This is a genomic window from Asticcacaulis sp. P2_C5 (assembly GCF_056404555.1).
In genome coordinates this window covers 582286-605882 of the sequence record NZ_JBFUDU010000001.1, presented here as the reverse complement: position 1 = coordinate 605882, position 23597 = coordinate 582286, and the positions used below count along the sequence as shown (strand labels likewise).

Genomic DNA, 23597 nt, shown 5'->3' with positions numbered 1-23597 from the left:
CTCAGTGTACTTTTCACGGAGGCCAATAAAGAAAATCCGTCAGTTGGGGCGGCCCAGCCCTCCGGATTTGCTTTTCTTTGTGATCCGGTTTGGTCCAAGGCCAAACCGGATGATTAAGCACAGATGATGGTGATCGCCTGCTGGACGTAGCAACGCAGGTCGTCGACGGTTTCACCGGCCCGCATGCGCACCGAGATGGCGTTGTGGATCGAGGCGCACAGGATGGCGGCGGCCTCGGGTGTCACACCGTCGCGCAGTTGGCCACGGCCCTGGGCAATATGGCTCAGCTTAAGGAAACCGCGGTCCATCTCGCGCAACCTTGCCAGAATCATCGCGGCAACCTCGTCGTCGCGCATGCTGTCTGTCAGGGCAGCGCCGATCATGAAGCAACCGAGGCCGCGCGTATGGACCAAATAGATGGTGAAGGCCGTCTCATAGACCTTCAACAGCGCCTCACGATAGGGCACCGGGGCGCGAAACGCCTGCTCGTACATCGGTTTGACCTCGGCGACATAGTCGTCGAGCACGGCCTTGAATACCTGGGCCTTTTCACCGAAGGCATTGTACAGGCTGGGCCGGTTCATACCCGCCGCCGCGCACAGATCATCCAGCGACGTCGCGGCATAGCCCTTGTGCCAAAAGACCTCGCGCATGGCATGCAGGGCGGTTTGCGGATCGAAAGCGCGCGGCCGACCCCGCGTCTTCGTGCCTGGACCCGCTTTCAATTCTTCTTTTTGTACCATTACGCATAAAATCCTTGACTCGTTTTTATATTATGCGAAACGGTACAAATATCCAGTACTATTCCGGGAGGCTGACATGACGTTTCGCAAATCCTTTATCATAACCGCGGCTCTGGCCGTAATGATGGTTCCTTCTTTCGGCGCCGCACGTCAACCCGACGTCGAATCCGCCGACCTCGTCCTCAAGGCGCCGGCGGCAAGCGCCCGATATATTATCGACGGGTCGGAATGGGCGTGCAGCGACACAAGCTGTCACGCCGCCTGGGTCGATGACATGCCGGTCGTGCGCTCGTGCCAGCGCGTGGTTTCGGAAATCGGCGCGGTATCGAGCTTTACCTATCGCGGCAAGGCGTTGTCGGCCGACGATCTGGCGCGCTGTAACGTCCGCGCCAAGGCTTAGGCGGTGGCGCCCGCGTCCTCCATGCTGGGCGCCGTCCTGGCGCTTGGCCTGCTGCATCTGATTATGATCAATGCGCTGTATGCGACGCGCATCCCGGCCATGATCCGTATGAAGATCAGCGCGAGAGCCATGGCCAAACCCGGTGCGCGGGAGTCCCTGCCGGCCTGGGCGCGCAATGTCGCCGACAACTACAACCACCTCGCCGAAGCGCCGACCGTCTTCTATGCGGTGGTCATCGCCCTGGTGCTGCTGGGCCAGGCGGATACGCTGTCTACTATCCTGGCCTGGGCCTATGTCGCCCTGCGCTATATCCATTCGCTGATCCAGGCGACCGTCAATATCGTTATCGTGCGTTTCAGTGTGTTCGTACTGTCGTGGCTGGTCCTGGGTATAATGATCGTGCGGGGCCTGGTACGACTTTACGGCTGATCCTTCCCTTAGGTGCAGCCGTCTCTGCAAACTGGCTCAGCGGTTCGTCACCGCTGAGCCTTTTTTGTGCTGTTGTCTCCAACTCCGTTCCCCAAAAATCTTGCATGAAACCGCCTCTTCCCGTCACTTTACGGGGAGAGGCCGGCGCGAAGCGCCGGGTGAGGAGCAAAATGGTCGAATTCTACAGTAAAACAGTCTTCAGAACACCCCTCACCCTGCTCGCCACAAGCAAGCTGTTCCGCGTCACCTTAGCAATGTAAGTTATAGCAGATAGAAAGATGCGAAGAATAGTTCTGTAGTATTTATGCGGCATTAATCGACAACTGTCCGAATCGCGGCGTTTATAGTGGAATGCCCCTCACCCGGCGCTTCGCGCCGGCCTCTCCCCGTAAACGGGAAGAGGCGGTTTTGGGAGCCACCCCGAACCATGTTCGATAGCCCTATCTCACAGACACGCGGATAATCGCCAATCTCACATAATAAATAACACCGATAAAAATCTGCGTAATCTGCGCAATCTGTGGTTCTCTCCCTTACTTGCTATCCCCGTTCCTTCGTCCGCTGGAACGCCACATCCGGGAAGCGCTCGGCGACATAGTTGATCTCCCAGGCGGATTTGCCCAGAAAGACCGGCGCCTCGTCCAGGTCCGTGCCCATGGCCGAGCGATACTTGCCGGCGAAATCCTCGATCTTGGCCGCGTCACCGCCCAACCAACGCGCTTCCTGGAACGGCGACGGTTCGAACACGCACTCCAGTCCATATTCATTGGCCAGGCGGTCGGCCATGACTTCCAACTGAAGCTGGCCGACGGCGCCGACGATAAAGTCCGAACCGATGGCCGGACGGAACAACTGGGTCACGCCCTCCTCGGCAAGAGATTCCAATGCCTTCTTCAGGTGCTTGGCCTTCAGCGGGTCCTTGACGCGAACGCGCTGCAGGATTTCCGGCGCGAAGTTGGGCAGGCCCTGGAAACGAATGACGCCGCTTTCCGACAGGCTGTCACCCACCCGCAGGACACCGTGATTGGGGATGCCGATGACATCACCGCCGAAGGCTTCCTCGGCCAGTTCGCGATCCGAGGCAAAGAACATGATCGGCGCATTGACCGACAATTGCTTGCCGGTGTTCTGAACCTTCAGCTTCATGCCGCGCTCGAACCTGCCCGAGCACAGTTTCAGCATGGCGATGCGGTCGCGGTGATTGGGGTCCATATTGGCCTGGACCTTGAAGACGAAGCCGGTGACTTCGCGATCGCCGGGATCGACCTGGGTATCGGCGCCGGCCTTCTCGGCCTTGACGAACTTCGGTGCCGGAGCGAACTCGGCCAGGGCCTTCAGCAACTGATCGACGCCGAAATGGCGCAGGGCCGAGCCGAACAGGACGGGCGTCATATGGCCTTCCAGGAAGGCTGCGACGTCGAACGGCTTGAAGCCGCCGGCGACCAGTTCGGCCGTGTCGTCCAGTTCGGCGCGTTCGGCCGCGTCGAGATAACCACCGGCCAGGGCCGCATCGATCGTCATGGCGTCGGGATGGCCTTCGTCGACCTCGGCGCCCGGCTGCTTCTTGACATAGGCGAGGAACGCGCCGCTGGTCAGGTCGACCATGCCCTTGAAGCGTCCGCCGGAGCCGGCCGGCCAGTAAAGCGGCGACGGGTCGAGCTGCAGCTTAGACGCCACCTCGTCGAGCAGGGCCAGGGGATCCTCGGCCTCGCGATCCATCTTGTTGATGAAGGTGATGATCGGGATATCGCGCAGGCGACAGACCTCGAACAGTTTCAAGGTCTGGGGCTCGATGCCCTTGGCGGCGTCAAGCACCATGACGGCGGCGTCGGCGGCGGTCAGGGTGCGGTAGGTGTCTTCCGAAAAGTCCTCGTGGCCCGGCGTATCGAGCAGGTTGAACATCCGTCCGTCGTGCTCGAAGGTCATGACCGAGGACGAGACCGAAATGCCGCGTTCGCGTTCGATCTTCATCCAGTCCGAGCGCGTGCGGCGGTTTTCACCGCGCGCCCGGACCTGGCCGGCGGCACGGATCGACCCGCCTGCAAGCAGCAGGTGCTCGGTCAGGGTCGTCTTACCGGCATCGGGGTGGGAGATGATGGCGAAGGTGCGGCGGCGCCTGGCTTCGGTTTCGGGGGTATGGCTCATGGCCGTGGCGATAAGGCCTCACGCCGCAAAAGTCAAAGTTTAACCCGCCTAATCAAGGCAATCAGCGCCTCGACGTGATGGTCCTGCGTCCGCCACGACGACAGGCTGATGCGGAAGGCCGGGCGCCCCTCCCATACGGCCGGACCGAACCACGCTTCGCCCGACTCCTGAACGGCGTACATGAGAGTAGCCGTTGCTTCATCGCTGCCTGCCCGTGCCAGGACCTGGTTGAGTACGACGCGATTCAGCACCTCCAAACCGGTCTCACGCAGGCCGTCGGCGACCCGGCGCGCCAGCCGGCAGTGGCGGTCGACCATTTCGCGCACGCCGTCGCGGCCAAGCCCTTTCAGCGCCGCCCAGATGGCGATGCCGCGCGCCCGGCGGGAAAACTCCAGCGTCAGGTTTTTCTGCGCGTCCCAGGCGGCGTGCGAATAGGCGGCGTCGGAATTCATCGCCTCGGCCAGGGCGTGCGGGTGGCGGCAGATGGCCATGGCGCCGTCATAGGGCGTATTGAGCCACTTGTGGCCGTCGGTCGTCCAACTGTCCGCGTCCTCTATCCCGTCGGTCAGTTGGCGATCGGAGCCCGCCCGCGCCCACAGGCCGAAGGCGCCATCGACATGCACCCAGGCCCCGGCTTTATTGGCCAAGGGCACAATATCCGCGAAACGGTCGAACTCGCCGGTATTGACCTCGCCGGCCTGCAGACAGAGGATCGTCATGTCGTCGAGTGGCGGCAGTTGCGCCGGGTCGACGCGGCCATGGTCGTCGCATGGCGCGAAGACGACGCGATTCATGCCAAAGCCCAAGACGCGGGCCGCCTTTTTCATGGTGATATGCGCCATCTGCGGCATGACGATACGAACGCTCGGCGCGCCGTCCAGTCCGTCTGCATCGAAGTCCCAGCCCTTGCGGCGCAGCAGTTCGCGTCGGGCCGCCGTCAGGCAGGTCATGGCGCAGGCTGTGGCACTTGTACCGAAGCCAACCGCGCTGTCGCGCGGCAGGTCGAGGATATCGAGCAACCAGCGCGCCGCCGTCTTTTCCAGCACATCGGCGATCGGCGACGAATCCGGTGATGAGGCACACTGATCCCAGGCGAGCGCCAGGCGATCGGCGGCAGCCGCCACTGGCAGGGCGGCGCCCAGGACAAAGCCGTAATAGTTGGGGCCGTTCGACACCACCGTATTGGGCGATCCGGCGCGATGCAGCAGGTCGATAACCTCAGTCGCGTCGCAGCCGGATTGCGGCAGGGGCTCGTCGAAATCCGCCAGCAGGGCCAGGCTATGCGGCGAAGGCGTTACGCGCCGGCTTTCGACGCCGGCTATATAGGTCGTGGCGGCCGTGTCGGCGCGTTGCATGATGTCGATTTCGTTGGTCATGGCCGCCAATCTATATTGCGCTATGTGCAATTTAAATCGATAATATGACAGTATAATCGTGAGTTTTATGCAATATGAAAACCCTGCCGCCCTTGCCCGTACTGCAAGCTTTCGAAGCTGCCGCGCGTCTGGGCGCCTTCAGCCGCGCCGCGACCGAGCGCCATGTCACGCCGGGCGCCATCAGCCGCCATATCCAGACCCTGGAACATTGGTGCGGTGAGGCCTTGTTCGTGCGCAACGGGCCGCATATCGTCCTGACCGAGGCCGGCAAGGCGTTGCGGACCAGTCTGGCAGAGCCGCTTCAGGCGCTGCACGATGCCCTCACCCTGCCTGGCGGAACGGCCGTCGCACAAAGCCTGCACGTCTTCACCCTACCCTCGATCGCCGTCAGCCTGCTATTACCCAATCTCGGTGATTTCCGGGCGCGCTATCCGCATATCCGTCTGTCGCTGCTGACCCAGTACCAGATCATGAGTCTGCCGCCGGTCTTGCCGGTCGTCGCCGTGCGCTACGGCCTGTTCGATCCGGCCGGTCTGACCTGTCACCGCTCTCCGGAGGAAAACCATGTCGCCGCGGCCACCCCCGACTGGCTGGCGCGATACGGTACGGACCCGCAGGCCTGGCCAACAAGCGAGCGTCTGCGCCACAGCGGCACGCCGTGGCCTCAGCGCATTGGGCGTGGACGGCTACCCGTTGCGGAAGGAATCGAATTCAACGACGCGGCCCTGGCCCTGGCGGCGGCGCGTGACGGTCTGGGCGTGGTATGGACGCGACGCCGGCTGATGGCGCAGGATGTCGCCGACGGACGGCTGGTCGAAATACAGCAAACGGAGGCGCCGGGCGGACAGACCTACAGCCTGGCCTATCGCAGCGAACTGGACGGCCATCCGGCAGTGTCTGCATTCCGCGACTGGTTGTTGCCGATTTTAGATCAGTGACTACCGACCAGCACAACACCGACCAGAACGGCGACATAGTGCAAGGTGGCGCCGGTCAGGACATGGCCGTGCCAGATGGCGCGACGGAACTTCAAGCGCTTCATCATGTAGAAGACGGCGCCGACGCTGTAGACGATACCGCCGGCGGCCAGCAGAATCATGGCAGGCAGTGGCACTTCGCGGACCATCGGCCGGATGGCGATGACGACCAGCCAGCCCAGGACCAGATAGAGAATGACCCAGAAGACCTTGCCCAGGCCGGGCAGGAACAGCTTGCCCAGGATACCGAGGCCGGCCAGGGTCCACACCGTCACGCTCATCCACAGGGCCCAGCCACCCGTCAGGGCCTGGGTTGTAAAGGGCGTATAGCTGGCAGCGATCATCAGGAAGATGCCGGCGTGATCGAGCCGGCGCAGAAACGGCTGCCAACTCGGCTTGGCGAAATTATAGGCCATGGAAAAGGCCAGCATGGCGATGAAGCCCAGGGCATAGACGGTGACCGCAGCAACCTTGCCCAACAGGCCGTGGCTGACGGCCAGGCCCAGGGCGACACCGCCGCCAAAAAGCGCCAGGGCTAAGCCAACGATATGAACGATCATATCGGCGTGGCGGGCCCACGGAGTCGGGTAGTGTTGCGGAAACAGGGTCATGGTCGCACTAAATATGACGTTTACGTCAAGGTCAAGTCACGAATAGTGGCTTATTATAGCACGTCGCACCACATCTTCCGGCCTTAATAACGCACGGATGGCCGGGATCAGCCATTTCGATCCGCACAGTTGCGTGACCGCTGTCGGTCGAACTTTATACGATCAGGCCGCCATGCGGTGCCAGACAGCGTGATCGACCTTGTTGGAGTCGAGCTGGCCGCGCATCTGCTGTTCGTACATCATTCCCATCGCCATTTCGTTGAGCGATTTGAAGGCAGCGTCGACACTCTCCGGCTGGCCATTGGCGGACATGACGAAGAACTGGGCGGCATTGATGCGCGGCATTTTGAGATGGATCAGATAGGCCAGGCGGCGCGCGCGCTCCGAGTTCTTGCGGTGCGCCATGGCGTCTTCCGCGAACATTTCCTTACCCAGTTGCGCGATGTAGTCGAGACTCAGCGACTCGAAGCGTTCGGCATCGAGCGGATGCATCATGCGCGTGGGTTCGATATCCAGGACCAGATCGTTCAACAGGAAATACAAACTTACGCCTCGCTACTAGGTGGTTATGAACGCCACACTAACGCAAAGGCTTTGCCATCCGGTTTAGGAAAAAGGTTAACGTTGAAATTTACTATAAATCAACGGGTTCAGTAAGAAAATGCCGTCCCTCGACATCCTCGATCTCGACCACCCAGATGTCGGGATCATAGCCGACCTGGCGCGCGATATAGGCGTCGAGATCGCTCTCGGTCAAGCTGGCCGTCGGTTTCATCCACACGGTTGCGTCGCCCTTTTGCGCTTCACGCAGCACATAGGTGTCGCGTGTGCGCAGATTGACCACCTTGACCAGCACCGAACCGTAACGCGCATCGCCCTTGCGCGCGATATAGGCGAAGCTGCCGGCCTGTTCGACGCGACGGACCAGCGCGCTCACCCAGAAATCTGCCGACAGTAACATGCGCTTAACCCTGTTCCTCGACGGCTCTTAAACCGTAATGTGCGAATGTGGGATGGACATATACCGTTCTCAAACCGAAAAGCGCAATGATGAGCCCCTTTCGCTGGCTGACCCTGGCCGCCGCTGTGACGATTGCCGCGGCCCCCGTCGCCATGGCGGCCGAGGATATCGGCGCCATCGCCGTCAAACGTTACTTCCTGGCCCAGGCCGATGCGCGCTGCCACCTGCTTGACGCCGCAACCGCCAGTGCGCTGAAGGCCGGCTATATCCAGGCACGCAACAGCGCCCTGCGCAACGGTTACACCATGGCGCAGATCAGCCCCTGGCTGGCCCGTGCGCGCACAGCGGCGGCCAATGCCAGCTGCCAGGCGCCCGAAATCGCCAGCGAAGCGCAACTGGCACGCAGCGGCTTCCGCGGTTTCCTGGCCCAGACAAGCCTGTACCTGCCGTCGCAGCGCACAGCCTGGCGCGCCAGCCGTGCCTTCGGTGACAAGACCGAATGGCGCCTGGTGCAGTATCAGAACGTCGCCGGCACGGATGCGGCGCTGGGCCTTTACGGAACCCTGGCGCACAACAGCTTTTCGGTCATGGCTGCCTTTGCCGACGGCGCCCATCCCTACAGTGCCCGTCTGCTGGTCCGCGATCCATCCGTCAATGTGATCGGACTGATCAATCCGGCGCCCTACGCCCTCAGCCAGACCATGCCGCAGGGCGTGTCGGAAACCGGATTTGTCAGCTTCACGGCCCAGGACACCGGCGACGCCAATGCCCTGCTCAGCCCGCAGGTGACGACGAACAGCGCCGGCTACAGCCTGACCGGCGACTATGTCGGCGAGCAAGGGCCGGTCGACGCCCTGCGCTTCGACTTTCCGACGCGCGCCTTTTCCGCCATGGCCCGCCTCGATCCGCGCGAAGACGTTATTGTGGTGTTCGAAAGCGAGGACGGCCCGCGCTACCTGCGCTTCGAGGTCGGCGACTTCATCACCGGCCTGACCTATATCGGCCTGCCGTCGCCGTATGGCGGTAAGATTTAAGGCAGAATTGCCCCTCCGTCTCGCTTCGCGAGCCACCTCCCCATTGCTACGCAAGAGCTTCGCAACAGGGAGGAGGGGTTACAGGTTAAACCTCCCTCCTCCCTATCAAGCGAAGCGAAGATGGGGAGGTGGCGAGCCCGCGAGCCGGAGGGGTAAAGCCTAACTCTTCGGCGGGCGAATGACGAAATCGCTGAACCCGGTCAGGGTTTCCGGTGTGTAGGTATAGTCTTCCAGTGGATTGACCTGAGTCTTTGTTGCTGTGTGAGAAGCGTCCGCCGCGGAGACCGTCGCTTCGCCGGCCGCGGCCTGGCCGGACGGCAGGCGGACCGTCACCGTCGTCCCCTCGCCCAATTGGCTGGTCAGAATCATCTGGCCGCCGTGCAGGTGCGCCATGGCCTTGACCAGGGACAGGCCCAGCCCCGTGCCCATGGCCTTCTGCTCGGCCGTGCCCGATTGCTCGTAAGGCTGGCCGATCCGGCTGAGATCGTCGGGCGCAATTCCGATGCCGGTGTCACGGATGATGATTTCGACCTCATCGCCCGCCTGTTGCAGGGTCAGCGAGACCTCGCCCCCGCGCGGCGTGAACTTGACCGCATTGGACAACAGGTTGAGACATATCTGCTTGATGGCGCGCTTGTCGGCCGTGACATTGAGCGGACCCGCCGGCATGTGGCTGGCAATTTCGATCGCCTTGTCGTGCGCCGCCGCCCGGATCAGCCGCAGCGCCGCCGACACCGGCTCGCGCAGGTCGAAGCTTTCCAGGCTCAGTTCGTATTTCTGCGCCTCGATCTTCGACATATCGAGCACGTCATTGATCATGTCGAGCACGTGCTGGCCCGACTCCCAGATCAGCTGGGCATATTCGGTATATTTCGGCGACAGGTCGCCGAACAGCTTTTGGCGCATGATGTCCGAGAAGCCGATCACCGCATTGAGCGGCGTGCGCAGTTCGTGGCTCATACTGGCCAGGAACTTGGTCTTGCCGGCGTTCAGCGCTTCGGCCTCGGCGCGCGCCGCTTCCAAAGCCGCCTCGCGGGCATGGGGCAGAGACGCATCGCTCAGCACGCCATAGAGACGGTCGTCCGGACTCTTGCGCAGGCTGAGGCGAACGAAGTGATCCATGGCGCCGTGGGGCGTAAAGCCGATCTCGGCGCGTCCGCTGGCAATGGCGGCTTCCAGCGCGGCCCTGACCTGCGGACGGTCGGGGGCATGCGCCGAGGCGCTGAGGCCGAGGCTCATCAGTGAATTCAGATCCAGGCCCGGCGGCGCCTCGCCATAGGCGGACACCACCTTTCCGGCGGTGTCCAGGCACAGCACCAGATGCGGCTGTTCGGTCAGCATCTTCAGAAGGCGAGCGCGGGCATCCTCGGCATCGTGGGCGCGTTCGACCCGCGCGCGCAGGGCCGGCAGCAAGCCGACGCTCAATCCGCCGACCACCGAAAACACCGAAATCAGCGACAGCCAGAAACTTTCCTGGCCCTGGGGCAGGCGCACGCCCTGCCACAGGCTGATCATGGAGCCGATCAGTCCGACCACAATGGCGTGGGTGGCGCCCAGCGAGATCAGCCGCCTCTGGTTCAGCACCACCGCGGCGACAACCGGAGTCAGGGTCCAGATGGCGACCGGGCCCGCTATACCGCCGGTCAGGCTGGTGGCCACGACGGCGCACAGGCTCCATATCCAGATCAGGCCCTGGCGCCAGGCGGAGGTGTCGCGGCTGAGCAGGATGGCCGCGCAGGCGCCAGGCACCGTCATGGCGACAAAGGCGCCGGCGACAAAAGGCGACGCCGGGACGAACAGCATCAGGCCGACGAGGCCCAGCAACATGACGGCCGACCAGCCGAGGTGCCAGACAATGACACTGAGCCGCAAGCCTGTCTCCGCACCGGCAGCCGGGGAGGACGCATCCTGAAAATAGGCCTTGAACGACACGCGTGTTCTCTCAACGACCCGCGACCGGGCCCAAAACCGGACGATCTTAAACCGGCGCGGGGAAAATACGAAGCTTATCGCGCCGCAAGCGAAGATAGGGACTTGGACAGCATGACATCCAGCACCGTAACGCGAGGTTAATATCCCTGTGTAATAATGGGATTTGGCGCAAAGCCTCGATCCTTTTAGCCCGGGTTGCGTATCATGTCCCTTTCCCTGCCTAACTCCCAGGCACTGGCCCAGGCGCCCACGGGTCCGGTGACGCACGAGCCGGCAGCGGGACAGACCGAGTATCCCAACTGGAACCTGGACCCGCGCCGCAGTCCTGATAAGGACGTGGCCAAGAAGTCGTTCCTGCGTATGGTCAGCCATGAACTGCGTACGCCGCTCAACAGCATTATCGGCTTTTCGGAAATCCTGCGCCAGGAGTTGTACGGGCCGCTCGGTTCGCCGCAATATGTCGAATACGCCAATATCATCAATGACAGCGGCTCGAAGCTGCTCAACCTGTTCAACGGTTTTATCGAGATCGTCCGCCTGGAAAGCGGCGGCGATCTGAAACCGGCTGCCGAGCCCATCCTGCCCTTTCTCGAGGAGGCAGCCGGCAAGATGCGTCCTGTTGCCCAGGCGCGCGGCATAGGTATTGACGTGAGGCTGCGTGACGAAGATCTGTACGCCATGTTCGATCCGCGCGGCATGGCGTCCTGCCTCGACCAGTTGCTGCACAACGCCATCGATTTCACGGAGAATGGCGGCGTGGTCGAACTCGACGCCCGCAGCAACGGCGGAGTCGTCGATGTCAGCGTGTTCAACCGCGGCAACGCACCCGACCCTGCCGATATCGAGCGACTGATGCTACCCTTCGAGCAGGGCACGACCTTGCACAACCGCACCCGCGAGGGCGCCGGCCTCGGCTGGGCCATCGTCAAGCTGAACTGCCAGGCCATGGGCGGCGCCTTCCGCGTCATTACCCGTCCAGGCGAGGGCCTCAAGGCCGTCCTGCGCCTGAAGCCGGCCTAATACCAACCTACAGCGATACCGACGCATAAGGTTCAGGTTGGTATTAGTTTCTTTCAGCTCAAACGCCGCCGCACGGGCGGCCCCGATGGCTCCTCGCATAAGCTCGGGCGGCCAAAGAGCGTTTTCTGGCGCCCTTGCCAACCGCGATGAGCCATCGTCATCGCGGTTTGGAATAACTCGCGTTAGCCGAAGCCGCCCTCCAGACGAATTCTTCACCTTGCCATTGCCTGGTCGCGGGCGATTTCGAGCAGTTCCTCATAGGTCGACATGTCGGCCTGTTTAAGCATCTCAAGCTCTTCGGGCGTGTGGGCAGGGTTAAATCGGGGCCGGTCTTTTACCAGTTCGCTGTGAAACGCGATCAGGGCCTTGGATGGCAGCAAGCCGATCTGACGCAGCAGGCCGCTGAACGCGGCCATATCATCCGAGAAAATATCATCATAGGAAACAATGATGAACCGGCCGGGATGGCTATAGGCCAGACGGCGCGCCGTGCGCATGCCGGTGTTCCATTCCTGGATGGCGGGATTGAAGTCGTTCGTTTCCGCCCAGCTGACGTCGCTCTTGTCCCTGGCGCGGCGCGCCCAGGACGCTGCCACGGCCCCCGGACCGCGCGCAATGAAGACGAGTTGCGCTGACGGAAAGGCGGACCAGGGCGGACTGGCGTAATATCGCGGCACCTTGTCACCAAAAACGGTCAGATCGTCCCATTTCCTGTCCAGCTCATCGTAGTCCTTCGCGTATTTCGCGAAGACATCCGGAGCGCCGTCATCGGGCTGGTAGGCGAAAAAGCGCTGACGTTCGAACAGTTCGGGTGACATCTTGCCGGCAAGCCACTGCAGCCGGAACCGTTCGATGCCTAGTCCGACAAGGGGGTGGCCGTTCAGAAGCCGCGTCAACGCCGTCGTTCCCGAGCGCGGCACACCGCACACAAATAGGTACTTGCGCTTGTCCGCCGCTTCACCCGTTCGGGCAGGCAGGGCCGGCGCGTATTGCGCTGCCGGTTCGGTCTCTTCAACCCTTATGACCTCCCATTGGCCCAGCATATCCGCGACCTCACGCCAGGACAGGGTATTGCGCGTTGTCGGGCGGTGCTTGATGACAATGCCCAGGAGCTCTTCATAGACCTTGCCGTCGAATTGCACGGACGGCTTGTCCGTATGCAGATGGAGCTCCTGGCTGCTGATGTTTTTCGGCGCGCTGAGCGAGACAATCGACGGGTGCGAAGAATTGGCCACCTTTTTGCGGCCGAGCACGGCCAGGGTCGCCCGGCCTGTAACCGACGCCTTGAACATGCGCCACAGGTCGAAGGACGTCATCAGGTTGGTGTTTTTAGACCATTCCGCGGTGAACCACTTCAGGCCATGGCCAAAAAGGTAGCTGTTCGCGTCGTAGTTCGGCTGCAACACCACCACCACGTCGCGCGCCATCTCCACAGCCACCCGCGTTATGTCGGCTGCCGTAGCGGGCGCCACCTTGTGCAGTTGGTGAACCACCGTGACGGCACGGATCGCTCCGCTGTTTGCGCCGACGGCCGACCTTACCAGGTCTTCGACGGGAAGTGCGGCGGCCGTAGGTGCCGCCGGCAGGTCCAGAACCTTTTTTTGCGTCAGTGCAAGACGCGCAGCCAGCTTGTCCAGTCCCTGGCCGGCACCACCGACATCCAGCCAGTCAGGATCCGCTTCGGACATGACTAAAGCTTGTGATAACGCCGATACCACTCGATAAAGCGGGGAATACCGACTTCAATCTGGGTGGTGGGCGCAAAACCGTGGTCGTTCTGGATCGCCGAAATGTCAGCATAGGTTGCAGGCACGTCACCCGGCTGCATCGGCAGCAGGACTTTCTCCGCGGTCCGGCCCAGTTCCTTCTCGATGAGGCCGATCATGTACAGCAGGTCTTCCGGGTTGTTGTTGCCGATGTTGTAGACGCGGTGCGGCGCCTTGCCGTCGATCGATTCCGCCGGGCTGTCCGTCACCGCGACAACGCCGCTGACGATATCGTCGATATAGGTGAAATCACGCCGCATCTTGCCATAGTTGAAGACATTGATCGGTTCGCCGGCCAGGATGGCCTTGGTAAACAACCACATGGCCATGTCGGGGCGGCCCCACGGACCGTAGACCGTGAAAAACCGCAGACCGGTCAGCTTCATCTGGAACAGGTGAGAGTAGACGTGACCGATCAGCTCATCGGACTTCTTGGTGGCGGCATAGAGCGAAATGGGCGTGTCCACCGTCTGTTTCTCGGAAAACGGTAACTCCGTATTCCCTCCATAGACGGAACTCGACGAGGCGTAGCTCATGCCCTCGAAGGAATCGCAATACCTGAAGTATTCGAGGATATTTACCTGTGCAACGACATTCGATTGTATGTAGGCATGCGGATTTTCAAGCGAATACCGTACGCCTGCCTGTGCGGCCAGGTGGATGACTTTGCGCGGCTTGGTCCCGGCCAGCGCGGTGCGGATTTCGTCGAGGTTGGCGAGCTCGATCTCATGGAAGGTGAAGCCGGGTCTTTCCGTCAGCAGAGCAAGGCGGCTCAGCTTCAGATTCCGGTCGTAATAGCTGTTGAGATTATCGAGTCCGATCACGGTTTCGCCGCGATCCAGCAGGCGCGTCGCGGTGTTGAATCCGATAAAACCCGCCGCTCCAGTGATAATATATGTCATTCCCTGCCTCTTTTATGGTCGCGAAGCTCCATCGCATTTTCCTGCGACGGCCGCGACAAAAAAGTGAAAGGGCCTTGTCAATTTTCCTGCGCCAAGCTAGGAATGCATTAATTCTACACAAAATTTTAGGCGAGGAATTCAATGTTAGAAGAAAAAATCAGGGCTAAGCCCGAGCTTGCGGCTGCCCAGGTGGCACGTATTCTCTCCCGCGAAGCTTCTGTTGGCGTCATTGGATTGGGCTATGTGGGGCTTCCGCTCGCGCGCGCCCTGAACGACGCCGGTTTCAAGGTTGTCGGGTTCGATGTAGACTCCGCCAAGCCCGAAATGCTGCGGCAGGGCCAGACCTATATCAAGCACCTGCCCGCAGAAATTTTTTCCGACCGCATGGTACAGGGCACGTTTGACGCAACGACGGACTTTAGCCGTGTTGGCGAAGTCGATGCCTTATTGATCTGCGTTCCGACGCCCCTCACCAAGAATCGCGAGCCCGATCTTTCCTGTGTTGTTCAGACGGCGGAAAGTATTGCACCGTTCCTTCGGGTCGGGCAGCTAGTTATTCTCGAGTCGACAACCTATCCCGGGACGTCTCGCGAACTGATGATTCCGATCCTGGAAAAAAGCGGTCTGAAGTGCGGTACCGACTTCTTCGTGGCGTTCAGCCCCGAACGTGAAGATCCCGGCAATCCGCTGTTTGGAACAACCTCCATACCCAAGGTTGTGGGCGCAGACGATGCCGGCGCGCTGGCGATTGCGACGGCGCTGTACGAGCAATTCGTCACCCAGGTCGTTCCCGTATCTTCGCTGGATACCGCCGAAGCGGTCAAAATCACAGAAAACATCTTCAGGTCTGTGAACATCGCCCTGGTGAACGAACTCAAGCAAATCTACACGGCCCTGGGTATCGATATCTGGGAAGTCATCGAGGCGGCCAAGAGCAAGCCCTTCGGCTATATGGCGTTTTACCCGGGTCCCGGCCTGGGCGGCCACTGCATCCCGATCGACCCCTTCTACCTGACCTGGAAAGCGCGTGAGCACGACATTCCGACGCGCTTCATTGAACTTGCCGGCGAAATCAACACCTCAATGCCGGCCGTCGTCGTGGCGCGGCTCGTCGATCAGTTGAGTGATCGTTTCTCCAAGAGTGTGAACGGCGCCAAGATTTTGCTGGTCGGCCTGGCCTATAAAAAGAATGTCGATGACATCCGCGAAAGCCCAGGCTTCCGTCTGATCGAGCTTCTTGAAGCCCGCGGCGCAACCGTCGAATTCTACGACCCGTTTGTGCCCGTCGTGCCTATGACGCGCGAGCATGCGGCCTTGGCCGGACGTCGCTCGATCGAGCTTGTGCCCAGCGTATTGAATGGTTTCGACGCCGCTCTTATCGGCACCGACCATGACGGCGTGGATTACGGCCTGATCGTCAAGAATGTCGGTCTTGTCGTGGATACCCGTAATGCCGTCGCGCGCGCTGGGTTTGGCGATGCGCCCAACGTGTGCAAGGCGTAGCCGAAATGGCAGACACCCTCAATGAGGCTGGCACAGTAGACGAAGCTCTGCGGCTGGCGAGCCGGGCGTACAGCGCTCGCGATTACAAGACGTGCGATCAGTTGCTGAGCGACGCCGCCGGTATGGACCCGATGTCGAGCGATGTCGCGCTGTGGCAGACCCGGCTGGCGGTTCGGCTTGAGCGCTGGCAGGATGTCGTGACCGGCGCCCGCCGGGTGCTGGCAAGCACACCGCAGCATAATGAAGCCTTGCGAGCCCTGGCGGCGGCGCATACACGGCGTGGCGAGTGGCCGGAAGCGGCAAGCGCCTGGCAGGCCGTCCTGAATCTGCAGCCGAACGCCCTCGATGTCATGGGCGAACTGGTGACTGCCCTGTCCGCTGTCGAAGACTATGTTGCCCTGGTCACCCTTGAGCAGCGACTGCGGCAGTTGGGACAGGAGGAGTCAGAGGCTCTTCTGCTGGCAGCCCGACTTTCATCGACGGTCGGCGTTATCGCCGAAGGTCGTGATCTGTACCTGGAGCTGGTCCCGGAAAGCCGTGAGTTCCTCGAGCAGGAACTTGCCAATTTTCTGAAACTTGGCGCCCTGGCGCATGCAGCGTCTCTCATGTCGGCGCTTCACGCCCCCGATGAGCCGCTTTCCGAGGATGGCCACGCGCTTTCCGATGCACTCGTCCGCGATGGTGTTCACCACGAGCGGAGTGGCCAGCCCCTGGAGGCGTACAGATGTTATGCTGCTGCCAGTCTTCTCGTTCCTGACGACGTGGTCATCTCTTCGGGCATGAGTCGTAGTCTGCAGCGTGCCTATGACATGGCAACCGCAAAAGCGACGTCCGGTGAGTTCAGGCCGGCACGGCAGATCGCCGGGGCCCTGTTCGCGATGAAGGTCTTGCCCGGACGTACGACCCGGCTGCTCGCGACCATTGCCGAGAAAGAGGGCAAGTATGCCGAGGCGATGCACCTGTGGCAGGAAGTGGTGTCGGTCGAAGCCGATGTGGAGTCGCTGCTGACGCTTTCGCGGATTGCCGAGTTGGCGAATGACCCTGGCAGGGCTGTGAACGCCGCCAAAGAAGCCTTGACGCGGTTCCCTGAGTCCAAATACCCGGCGCGCACCTATCATAAGCTGCTGTCGCGTTTAGTGCATGCCGCTCGCGATCTCGTCCTGGAACAACGCAATATCGAGGCTGTGCAGCTTCTCCGCTTGATACCGGAGGATGCAGAACAGTATGCGGACGCCCAGCGGCGGTTGGCACAGGCTGGAAAATACCTCTTTGTTTCCATGCGTAACGCCTACAAGAACCAGCAGTATGAAGAGGTTGTCCGTGACGGCGACATCGCCCTCCCCATTCTGCCTGACAACATCAACGCCGCCACGCTTTATGCCAAATCGGCCATGAAGTTGAAACGGTACGCGGACTGCATCCCCGTTTGGACGCGGCTAGCCGCCGAAGCGGAAGATATCACGCCCTGGCTGGGTCTGGCCCGTTGCTACGTCGGCTTGAAGCAGCCGGACAGGGCGCGCGATGCCTTGAAAGAAGCCGAGAAACGCGATCCCAACGATGAGGGCATTCCAAAGATAAGGGCTGCCGTCGCAAAGCTTGAGACGTGAACGAGTTAATCGTAAATCTGGACCAAACTGCAACGCCGTCCCCCATGCGGGACTTGCGCCGCCTTTGTGGCGCCGCACTGGACGGGGCAGCTTCGCCGGCCGAGGCTGCCCGCGTCCTGCGCGAGGCCATTGCGACATTTTCCCAGCGCCGTGACAAGGACGGCATGGTGTTGGCGTTGCGTGTCCTGCGTAAACGCGAGGGCCTGAAGCCGGCTGAATATCGTCGCCTCGTCGTGCACACCCAGCAGATCGGCAAGGCGCGCCTTATCGAGCGTTACGTGGGTTATCTTCGCCGCATCGAGTCGACCAAGCAGAATTGGGCGAAGGTCGCAATCTTTTTTTGGGCGGCGGAACAATGGGACGATCTTTTCGCCTGGGCGCCCCTTAACCCGCAGGGCGCCGCTAAATCCAGTCGTGCGCTGCTGGATTACGCCTCAAATTCGCTCGAGCGCGGCGAACTTGAGGCTGCCGGGATTATCCTGCGGCGCATTTTCGAGATCGACATCACAGAGCCCGAGACTCTGCAAAGGGTGAAGGATTTAAGCGCCGCCCTGGAAGCCGCCAGGATTGCGGCCGAAGAGCGGCAGACATCCGACTTCACGCGTTTCATGGAGCTGGGCAGTACTGCGGCCGACCAGCGCGACTGGCGCGTCGCCATAGACGCCTTCAGGAAGGCCCTTGCGGCCGCGCCAACGAAAGCCGATGCTATTGCGGCCCTGCGCCGCCTGGAAATTCCGTTGCAAATCGTGGGCGAACGGTCACAGGCCATCTCTGTTCTGCGCCGCGTGCGCAAACTGACAGACCTGAAGATCAACGAAAACCGTCGCCTTTTCCGTAACCTGAGGGCGATGGAACGCGACGCCTATCTTGGCAGGTATTTGCGCGTGCTCATGGGCCGGACGCCGACCAAGGAGAACTGGTCGAAGGTCGCTACCGCACTGTGGGCGTGCGACGCATTGGCGGACCTGTTCCAATGGGCCAGCCTGCACCCTGCGGGCGTTGCATCGTCGACACGCGTGCTTATGACCCTGGCGGAAAACAGCATCGAACACGACGAAGGCGAAGTGGCTGCGCCCATGCTGCGCCAGGTCGAGGCATGGGCGCCTGAATCAGTCGACACCTGTCTCAGATTGGGCGGAAGCTGGCTCAAGGTCGGGCGGGCGGACGAGGCGTTACGCCTGGGCATGTTGGCCCGCAGTCTTGACGCCAATGCGGATGTCTCGGGTCTGCTCGATGACGCCGCCAACGCGGAACTCAATCGGATCGCCCAGACACTGGATGCGGAATCGGGCTCACGGGAAGCGGACAGTCTTGCGCGGATCGAGGCGGCGGTGGGCGCAACACCTTTATTGTTAAGGGTCAGAGACACGATTTCGCACTGGTCGGAAGCGCGAACCGTCGCAGCTCCCATGGCCTCCGTCGGCCTCTCTGGTGTCACGGTGGGCGATATGTCTCCCGAGATACAGGCGATCCGGCGTCGTCGGGGTTTGCAACGCGATGCCGCGACCGAGATCGGGCAAACCGCCGAAGCCTGGGATCCATCGGTCGAAACAGGCGAACTGCCTTCGCAGGATTCGACCACAAGCCGCCGCCGCCGTGCCGTGCGCATAGACCGGGCGATGGCGTACGGGCAAGGCGCCATCGGTGACTACAATCCGCTATCGGAAATGGCCGCCGAGGCGCAAGGGACCGAGGGCAGTCGCCGGCGCGGCGTGCGGCCCGGCAGGGGAACGGCCTATGGGCATGGCGCTGACGGAGAGAGCATTTCGCTTTCAGACGTGGCCCCTGAGACGGTGGGGACCCCGACCAGGCCTCGCCGCGGTATGCGCGGCAACGCTATGGCGACCCACACCGGCAACGGCGCCGATGAAGCGCAATCCCCCCATACTGTGACCGAGGCGCCAATAATCCGGCGCGCCGCCGCGCTTCGCCGTGACGGAACGGCGAAGTATGAACAAGCGGGTCCGGGAACAGGCGGGCAGGCTGCAACGGACAAGGCTTCCTCCGACTGGAAGGAAATCGCCGGTGCACTCGACGCGCTGAGGCGTGCCCGTTCGCCGCATGAAAAGCTCGACGGCATTCTGCAATTGCTGCGCTACAACGGCGATTACGGCGTCCGGGCACAGATTGAAGCTGCGTTTGCCGATTTTCTGTCCGCCGAACTGCACAAGCTTCCGGGTAATGCCGTGCCCGAAGAGCTCACCTCCATCATCCAGCAGGCCCCGCATCTGGCGCATTCGCTTGCCCAGCATTACGTGTCGCTGTTCCGCAGTGACCTGGCGATCGACATCTACTGGTCGCTGGCAAGCGACCAGTTGTCAGCATCGCACTGGCTTGAGGCTGCCAAGGTGGCGCAGAAAGCCGGCGCTTTGGATGCCGTCAAGGAATTCTGCATCAGCGCGGCACAGGCCGGAGGCCTGTCCGCGGCACGCAGCGCGAGCACGCTGCTACTCGAACACGGCTTCGAGGAAGACGCCCTGGACATCTGGTCGGAAGTTGCCGACCCCCGCGCGGCACAGTTCGGCACGCTGACGACGCTTTACGCGCTCGGGCGGGTGCAACAACTTGCCGTGACCGGCTATGAGACGCTGAAGGCGTTCGCCCCGCTGGGAGCTTTGGACATCGATGGCCAGCACGCCTTCATCAAGGCCGCCCGCCTCATTGTCTCCAGCCAGCTAGAGGCTAAGACCTATAGCCATTTCACGTCGGAGCACGCGATATTCGGAGCCGCGGAACCCGGCAATGCGCTGGCACATTGGTGCGATGCGATGCTCCTGTCGTGCGCCATCGATGATATCGAGGCGCATCGCCGGCTGGCGCTTGCCGAGGCCTGTCCGACGGACCTGTCGGCGCTGCAACTGGATCTCGCCGCCGAACGCGCCCTGCTGCATTTGAGATTCCAGCAGTTTGGCGACGCCAGGCGCGCGCTTGGAAAGCGTACCGCCAAGGACTTCGACGCGCACTACGGCCGTCGGATGGCAACGCTGGAACGCGTGGAAGCCTTCTGCGAGGCTGAACATTTTCCGGAATGCCTGCTGGATATCATCGTTGATGAAGCCACCGCGAAGCCGCTCGGCTACGAGCCGGAGCCCGGCCACGTGCTGACGGTTTCCAGCACGCTTGCCCAGGGGGGCAGTGAGCGCCAGGCTGTCAACATTCTTCAGGCCATGTCCGAAGACAGCCGCATCAAGAAGCAAACCATGGCCGTGCGCTCGGTAACGGGCCGCAACGGCTTTTTCCTGCCGGACGTCAAGGCTCTGCCGGTCGAACTGTGCGTTTACGGCGAAGCCTGGTCGGAACGTATGGATATCGACAAGGCCCTGCCGCAACTCCACGGTCGGACGCGGCTACGGGACGCTATTGAACTGCTGTCGCCGTCGATGCGGGAAGAGCTCGTCAGGGTTACGGCGCTGCTCCTCAAATATAAGCCGGCGGCCGTGCAGCTGCGCCAGGATCTGTTTATCGCCGGGATCGCGTGTTTGCTGGCCGGCGTTCCGCGGTTCCTGCTGCACAGAGGTTCACTGGCGCGCGGGACCTGGGGCCTGAACCGGCTACAGGAAGAAAACGCCAATCGTCCGATGCGTCACACCTATCGCCGGCTGTTCGCGCATTCGAACGTGACCATGGTCAATAATTCCGGCGCCGGTATGGAATCCGATATCGAATGGACGCAATGGGAGGATCGTGCGCGCTTCCGCATCGTCCACAATGCGATGGATTTCGACAGCCTGGACGCCAATATCCAGTCGGACCTGGACCTGCGCGACAACCTGAAGATTCCGCACGACGCCCCGGTCATCGGCGGCGTGTTCAGAATCGTCGGGGTCAAGCGACCTATGCTGTGGGTCGAGATCGCGCGTCTCGTGCTTGAGCAACGGCCGGACGCGCATTTCATCATGGCCGGCGACCATGCCGAATATGGCGCCAGAGTCCGGCAATACGCCGAGACGCACGGCTTCAGCGACCGGCTTCATATGCCTGGCGCGGTAGCGGATGTCGCCAATTGGTACCGCATCATGGATGTGTTGCTGCTGACGTCGGAACGCGAAGGCTTGCCGAACGTTCTTATCGAGGCGCAGCATTTCGCTGTGCCAACGGTCTCGTCGGATGTCGGCGGCGCGCGGGATACGATGCAGGAAGGCGTTACGAGCCTGCTGGTACCGGCAGACGCGCCGGCCTCCGTTTACGCCGAACATGTCCTTCGCGCTGTCAGCGATAAACAGTGGCGGGAAACCGCTGTCGCGCTTGCTCCGGAATTTGTGATCAATCGTTTTGGCAAGAAGGCCGCGGTTGCGCTACTGTTGGATGTTCACGGCCTGGCGTAATATCCTGGCTGCGCTACTTTTTGTTTTGTCGCGCAATTTAAACGAAAACGGGGCCGCCCGTGCGGTGGCATCCACCGCACGGGCGGCCCCGTTTATCGGATTGCGCTCTAGGAAGAGGTTTTTGATATGCCACTCATACGCATTCCAGCCGCGCAGGCCGTCGAAAACAGAAAGAATAATCCGAACGGCGAATGGGGCGATCGCGGCAGCCCTAACAGGGTTGAACCCATTGCCTTGCCGAGCTTCAAGGTGCCCTTTACGCTGCAGCCGGGCGAAGCGATCTTCACCGTGGGTTCGTGTTTCGCGCGCAATGTCGAAACGGAACTGGCGCGGCGCGGTTTCGAAATGCCGGCACGTGGCGTATTCTCCCAACCGGAATTCGCCAACCGTGAAGTGGGCATCATCAACAACTACGGCACGCCATCGATCTACAACGAATTTGCCTGGGCCTTCGGCGCACAAGAGTTTGAACCGGACCATCATATTATCGAGGTCATGCCCGGCAAGTTTGCCGACCAGCATGTGTCGCCCAGCCTGAGGCCTGAACCCAGGGATGTCGTTCTGTCGCGACGTGCAGCCATTACCGCGTCCTATGCGTCGGCGCTGAAATGCCGGGTCGTTATCATGACCCTCGGTCTTGCCGAAGTGTGGTTCGACAAGGTCAGCGGCTACCATCTGAACGTCAGCCCGCGCCCTTCGACGCTGAAGGCCTTTCCGGATCGCTACGAACTGCACGTCCTGTCGTATGAAGAGATATACAAGTTCCTGGCGGACACGCTTGTGTTGCTGAAAGAGAGGGGCCGGGAGGATCTGCAGGTCATTCTCACCGTGTCACCGGTGCCGTTGCAGGTAACGCAGCGGCCTGAGGACGTGATGGTGGCAAACTGCTATTCCAAATCTGCCCTGCGCACGGCCGCCGAAGCGGTCGTCGCCCGGTTTCCTTTCGTTTGCTATTATCCGAGCTACGAATCCGTCACGATGAGTGACCGGAAGAAGGCCTGGCTGGATGATTTGATCCATGTCTCGGACGCCATCGTCCGGATCAATGTCGGGCGGATGGTCGACGCGTTTGTCGGCTCGGCGCCGGACGATGACAGGGAGTCGATCGCCGCCGGCGGCGAAGCTGTCGCCATCGTCAAGGCGCAGTCGGCGCGCGCGCGCGGTGGAAATAGCGCGGCCGGTTTCTTCAGCGAACATGGCGTCTGGTCGGAAAGCTCGGTGGCTTTTGCCGTCGAACACGCGCGTTTTCTGCTCGATTCCGGAAATGCGGCAGCCGCGCTGGACGTCACATGCCTCCACCAGGAGTCGGGCGATATTGCGATCATCGCGCTGGAGTGCGAAGCCCTGCTCGCCCTGGACCGCGTTTCCGAAGCGCTGAAGAAGGTCGAACTGCTCGGTGGCAAGCGGGTCAAGGCGGTAGGTCTGTGGGATGCGATCTACAGGGCGGCCTTGAGTACCGGCAACCCGGAAATCGTGGTGTCGATCCTCAGCAGCATCACCACACATGTGCCGGTTCGTAAGTCACAGGCCTATCTGCTGGGTGCGCGCTTCTTCCGCGACAGGGGCGATCCCGAGACGGCGATTCGCTATTTCCTCATCTCAATGGACCGCGGGCCGACCAATCTTGCGCTACTCGAACTGGCTGATCTGTATGTCCTGCAACGGCGTCCGCAGGAGGCACGGGACCTGCTGAAAGGACTGGAGCCTGCGAACGCGGGAGAGGAGACGCGCTTGCGGCGTTTGACGGAGCTGTTGGGCGCGGTAAACGATGTACCGCCACCTTCCAAGGGCAAGACGAAAAAGCGAGGTCGCGCGACGGAGGTAGCGGGCGCGTAAAATCTGACGCGGCAGTTCATTCTTGCTGAC

18 protein-coding genes are annotated in these 23597 nt (G+C 61.6%); 9 read left to right on the top strand and 9 right to left on the bottom strand.

Going from position 1 to position 23597, the window contains the following annotated elements; genetic code table 11:
• Positions 1-113: 113 nt before the first annotated feature.
• Positions 114-743 carry a TetR/AcrR family transcriptional regulator gene (locus AC1DXO_RS02480; protein ID WP_476976500.1) on the bottom strand — a complete coding sequence of 210 codons (630 nt, stop codon included), beginning with the start codon at positions 741-743 and terminating at the stop codon, positions 114-116.
• A 76-nt stretch (positions 744-819) separates the two neighbouring features.
• On the opposite strand from AC1DXO_RS02480, the gene AC1DXO_RS02475 reads away from it, so the two are divergent.
• Positions 820-1143 carry a DUF8200 family protein gene (locus tag AC1DXO_RS02475; RefSeq protein WP_476976499.1) on the top strand — a complete coding sequence of 108 codons (324 nt, stop codon included), beginning with the start codon at positions 820-822 and terminating at the stop codon, positions 1141-1143.
• A gap of 3 nt (positions 1144-1146) precedes the next feature.
• Complete coding sequence (locus tag AC1DXO_RS02470) at positions 1147-1572, top strand: MAPEG family protein (protein WP_476976498.1); 426 nt, start codon at positions 1147-1149, stop codon at positions 1570-1572.
• A gap of 540 nt (positions 1573-2112) precedes the next feature.
• On the opposite strand, the gene AC1DXO_RS02465 is transcribed toward AC1DXO_RS02470, so the two are convergent.
• On the bottom strand, positions 2113-3717 hold the full coding sequence (locus AC1DXO_RS02465) for a peptide chain release factor 3 (RefSeq protein ID WP_476976497.1): 1605 nt from the start codon (positions 3715-3717) through the stop codon (positions 2113-2115).
• Positions 3718-3749: 32 nt separating this feature from the next.
• Entirely contained in the window at positions 3750-5093 is a 1344-nt protein-coding gene (locus AC1DXO_RS02460; protein WP_476976496.1) for a pyridoxal phosphate-dependent decarboxylase family protein, read from the bottom strand.
• Positions 5094-5167: 74 nt separating this feature from the next.
• Here AC1DXO_RS02460 and AC1DXO_RS02455 point away from each other — a divergent pair, with 74 nt between their 5' ends.
• Complete coding sequence (locus AC1DXO_RS02455; protein WP_476976495.1) at positions 5168-6031, top strand: LysR substrate-binding domain-containing protein; 864 nt, start codon at positions 5168-5170, stop codon at positions 6029-6031.
• Here the strand turns inward: AC1DXO_RS02455 and trhA are convergent.
• The 3 genes from trhA to AC1DXO_RS02440 form a co-directional block, all read right to left on the bottom strand.
• The gene (gene trhA, locus AC1DXO_RS02450) at positions 6025-6681 is read right to left on the bottom strand and encodes a PAQR family membrane homeostasis protein TrhA (protein WP_476976494.1); all 657 of its coding nucleotides are present in this window, start codon (positions 6679-6681) and stop codon (positions 6025-6027) included. The genes AC1DXO_RS02455 and trhA overlap by 7 nt on opposite strands.
• A gap of 162 nt (positions 6682-6843) precedes the next feature.
• Positions 6844-7224: a hypothetical protein gene (locus AC1DXO_RS02445; RefSeq protein WP_476976493.1), complete on the bottom strand. Its 381-nt coding sequence runs from the start codon at positions 7222-7224 to the stop codon at positions 6844-6846.
• A gap of 91 nt (positions 7225-7315) precedes the next feature.
• Positions 7316-7642: a DUF1491 family protein gene (locus AC1DXO_RS02440; protein ID WP_476976492.1), complete on the bottom strand. Its 327-nt coding sequence runs from the start codon at positions 7640-7642 to the stop codon at positions 7316-7318.
• An 86-nt stretch (positions 7643-7728) separates the two neighbouring features.
• Between AC1DXO_RS02440 and AC1DXO_RS02435 the strand changes: the two genes are divergently transcribed.
• Positions 7729-8676 carry a hypothetical protein gene (locus AC1DXO_RS02435; RefSeq protein WP_476976491.1) on the top strand — a complete coding sequence of 316 codons (948 nt, stop codon included), beginning with the start codon at positions 7729-7731 and terminating at the stop codon, positions 8674-8676.
• 159 nt (positions 8677-8835) lie between these two features.
• Here the strand turns inward: AC1DXO_RS02435 and AC1DXO_RS02430 are convergent, their stop codons facing one another.
• Positions 8836-10608 (bottom strand): sensor histidine kinase, encoded by a 1773-nt coding sequence (locus AC1DXO_RS02430; protein WP_476976490.1) that lies wholly within the window; start codon positions 10606-10608, stop codon positions 8836-8838.
• A gap of 204 nt (positions 10609-10812) precedes the next feature.
• Here AC1DXO_RS02430 and AC1DXO_RS02425 point away from each other — a divergent pair, with 204 nt between their 5' ends.
• Positions 10813-11628 (top strand): sensor histidine kinase, encoded by an 816-nt coding sequence (locus tag AC1DXO_RS02425; protein ID WP_476976489.1) that lies wholly within the window; start codon positions 10813-10815, stop codon positions 11626-11628.
• A gap of 212 nt (positions 11629-11840) precedes the next feature.
• Here AC1DXO_RS02425 and AC1DXO_RS02420 read toward each other — a convergent pair whose 3' ends face one another.
• Positions 11841-13316 (bottom strand): sulfotransferase family protein, encoded by a 1476-nt coding sequence (locus AC1DXO_RS02420; protein ID WP_476976488.1) that lies wholly within the window; start codon positions 13314-13316, stop codon positions 11841-11843.
• A 2-nt stretch (positions 13317-13318) separates the two neighbouring features.
• The gene (locus tag AC1DXO_RS02415) at positions 13319-14296 is read right to left on the bottom strand and encodes an NAD-dependent epimerase/dehydratase family protein (protein WP_476976487.1); all 978 of its coding nucleotides are present in this window, start codon (positions 14294-14296) and stop codon (positions 13319-13321) included.
• A 141-nt stretch (positions 14297-14437) separates the two neighbouring features.
• Between AC1DXO_RS02415 and AC1DXO_RS02410 the strand changes: the two genes are divergently transcribed.
• The 4 genes from AC1DXO_RS02410 (at position 14438) to AC1DXO_RS02395 (ending at position 23567) form a co-directional block, all read left to right on the top strand.
• Complete coding sequence (locus AC1DXO_RS02410; RefSeq protein WP_476976486.1) at positions 14438-15799, top strand: nucleotide sugar dehydrogenase; 1362 nt, start codon at positions 14438-14440, stop codon at positions 15797-15799.
• 5 nt (positions 15800-15804) lie between these two features.
• Positions 15805-17406 (top strand): tetratricopeptide repeat protein, encoded by a 1602-nt coding sequence (locus AC1DXO_RS02405; RefSeq protein WP_476976485.1) that lies wholly within the window; start codon positions 15805-15807, stop codon positions 17404-17406.
• Between the two features lie 164 nt (positions 17407-17570).
• Positions 17571-21731 carry a glycosyltransferase gene (locus AC1DXO_RS02400; RefSeq protein WP_476976484.1) on the top strand — a complete coding sequence of 1387 codons (4161 nt, stop codon included), beginning with the start codon at positions 17571-17573 and terminating at the stop codon, positions 21729-21731.
• A 126-nt stretch (positions 21732-21857) separates the two neighbouring features.
• Positions 21858-23567, top strand: coding sequence for a GSCFA domain-containing protein (locus AC1DXO_RS02395; RefSeq protein ID WP_476976483.1), 1710 nt, complete (start codon positions 21858-21860; stop codon positions 23565-23567).
• Positions 23568-23597 lie beyond the last annotated feature (30 nt).

Excerpts from the sequence above, each read along its gene's own strand:
- AC1DXO_RS02480 (WP_476976500.1), bottom strand. The coding sequence starts at position 743 with ATGGTACAAAAAGAAGAATTGAAAGCGGGTCCAGGCACGAAGACGCGG.
- AC1DXO_RS02475 (WP_476976499.1), top strand. The coding sequence starts at position 820 with ATGACGTTTCGCAAATCCTTTATCATAACCGCGGCTCTGGCCGTAATG.
- AC1DXO_RS02465 (WP_476976497.1), bottom strand. The coding sequence starts at position 3,717 with ATGAGCCATACCCCCGAAACCGAAGCCAGGCGCCGCCGCACCTTCGCC.
- AC1DXO_RS02460 (WP_476976496.1), bottom strand. The coding sequence starts at position 5,093 with ATGACCAACGAAATCGACATCATGCAACGCGCCGACACGGCCGCCACG.
- AC1DXO_RS02455 (WP_476976495.1), top strand. The coding sequence starts at position 5,168 with ATGAAAACCCTGCCGCCCTTGCCCGTACTGCAAGCTTTCGAAGCTGCC.
- trhA (WP_476976494.1), bottom strand. The coding sequence starts at position 6,681 with ATGACCCTGTTTCCGCAACACTACCCGACTCCGTGGGCCCGCCACGCC.
- AC1DXO_RS02440 (WP_476976492.1), bottom strand. The coding sequence starts at position 7,642 with ATGTTACTGTCGGCAGATTTCTGGGTGAGCGCGCTGGTCCGTCGCGTC.
- AC1DXO_RS02435 (WP_476976491.1), top strand. The coding sequence starts at position 7,729 with ATGATGAGCCCCTTTCGCTGGCTGACCCTGGCCGCCGCTGTGACGATT.
- AC1DXO_RS02425 (WP_476976489.1), top strand. The coding sequence starts at position 10,813 with ATGTCCCTTTCCCTGCCTAACTCCCAGGCACTGGCCCAGGCGCCCACG.
- AC1DXO_RS02420 (WP_476976488.1), bottom strand. The coding sequence starts at position 13,316 with ATGTCCGAAGCGGATCCTGACTGGCTGGATGTCGGTGGTGCCGGCCAG.
- AC1DXO_RS02415 (WP_476976487.1), bottom strand. The coding sequence starts at position 14,296 with ATGACATATATTATCACTGGAGCGGCGGGTTTTATCGGATTCAACACC.
- AC1DXO_RS02410 (WP_476976486.1), top strand. The coding sequence starts at position 14,438 with ATGTTAGAAGAAAAAATCAGGGCTAAGCCCGAGCTTGCGGCTGCCCAG.
- AC1DXO_RS02405 (WP_476976485.1), top strand. The coding sequence starts at position 15,805 with ATGGCAGACACCCTCAATGAGGCTGGCACAGTAGACGAAGCTCTGCGG.
- AC1DXO_RS02400 (WP_476976484.1), top strand. The coding sequence starts at position 17,571 with ATGGTGTTGGCGTTGCGTGTCCTGCGTAAACGCGAGGGCCTGAAGCCG.
- AC1DXO_RS02395 (WP_476976483.1), top strand. The coding sequence starts at position 21,858 with ATGCCACTCATACGCATTCCAGCCGCGCAGGCCGTCGAAAACAGAAAG.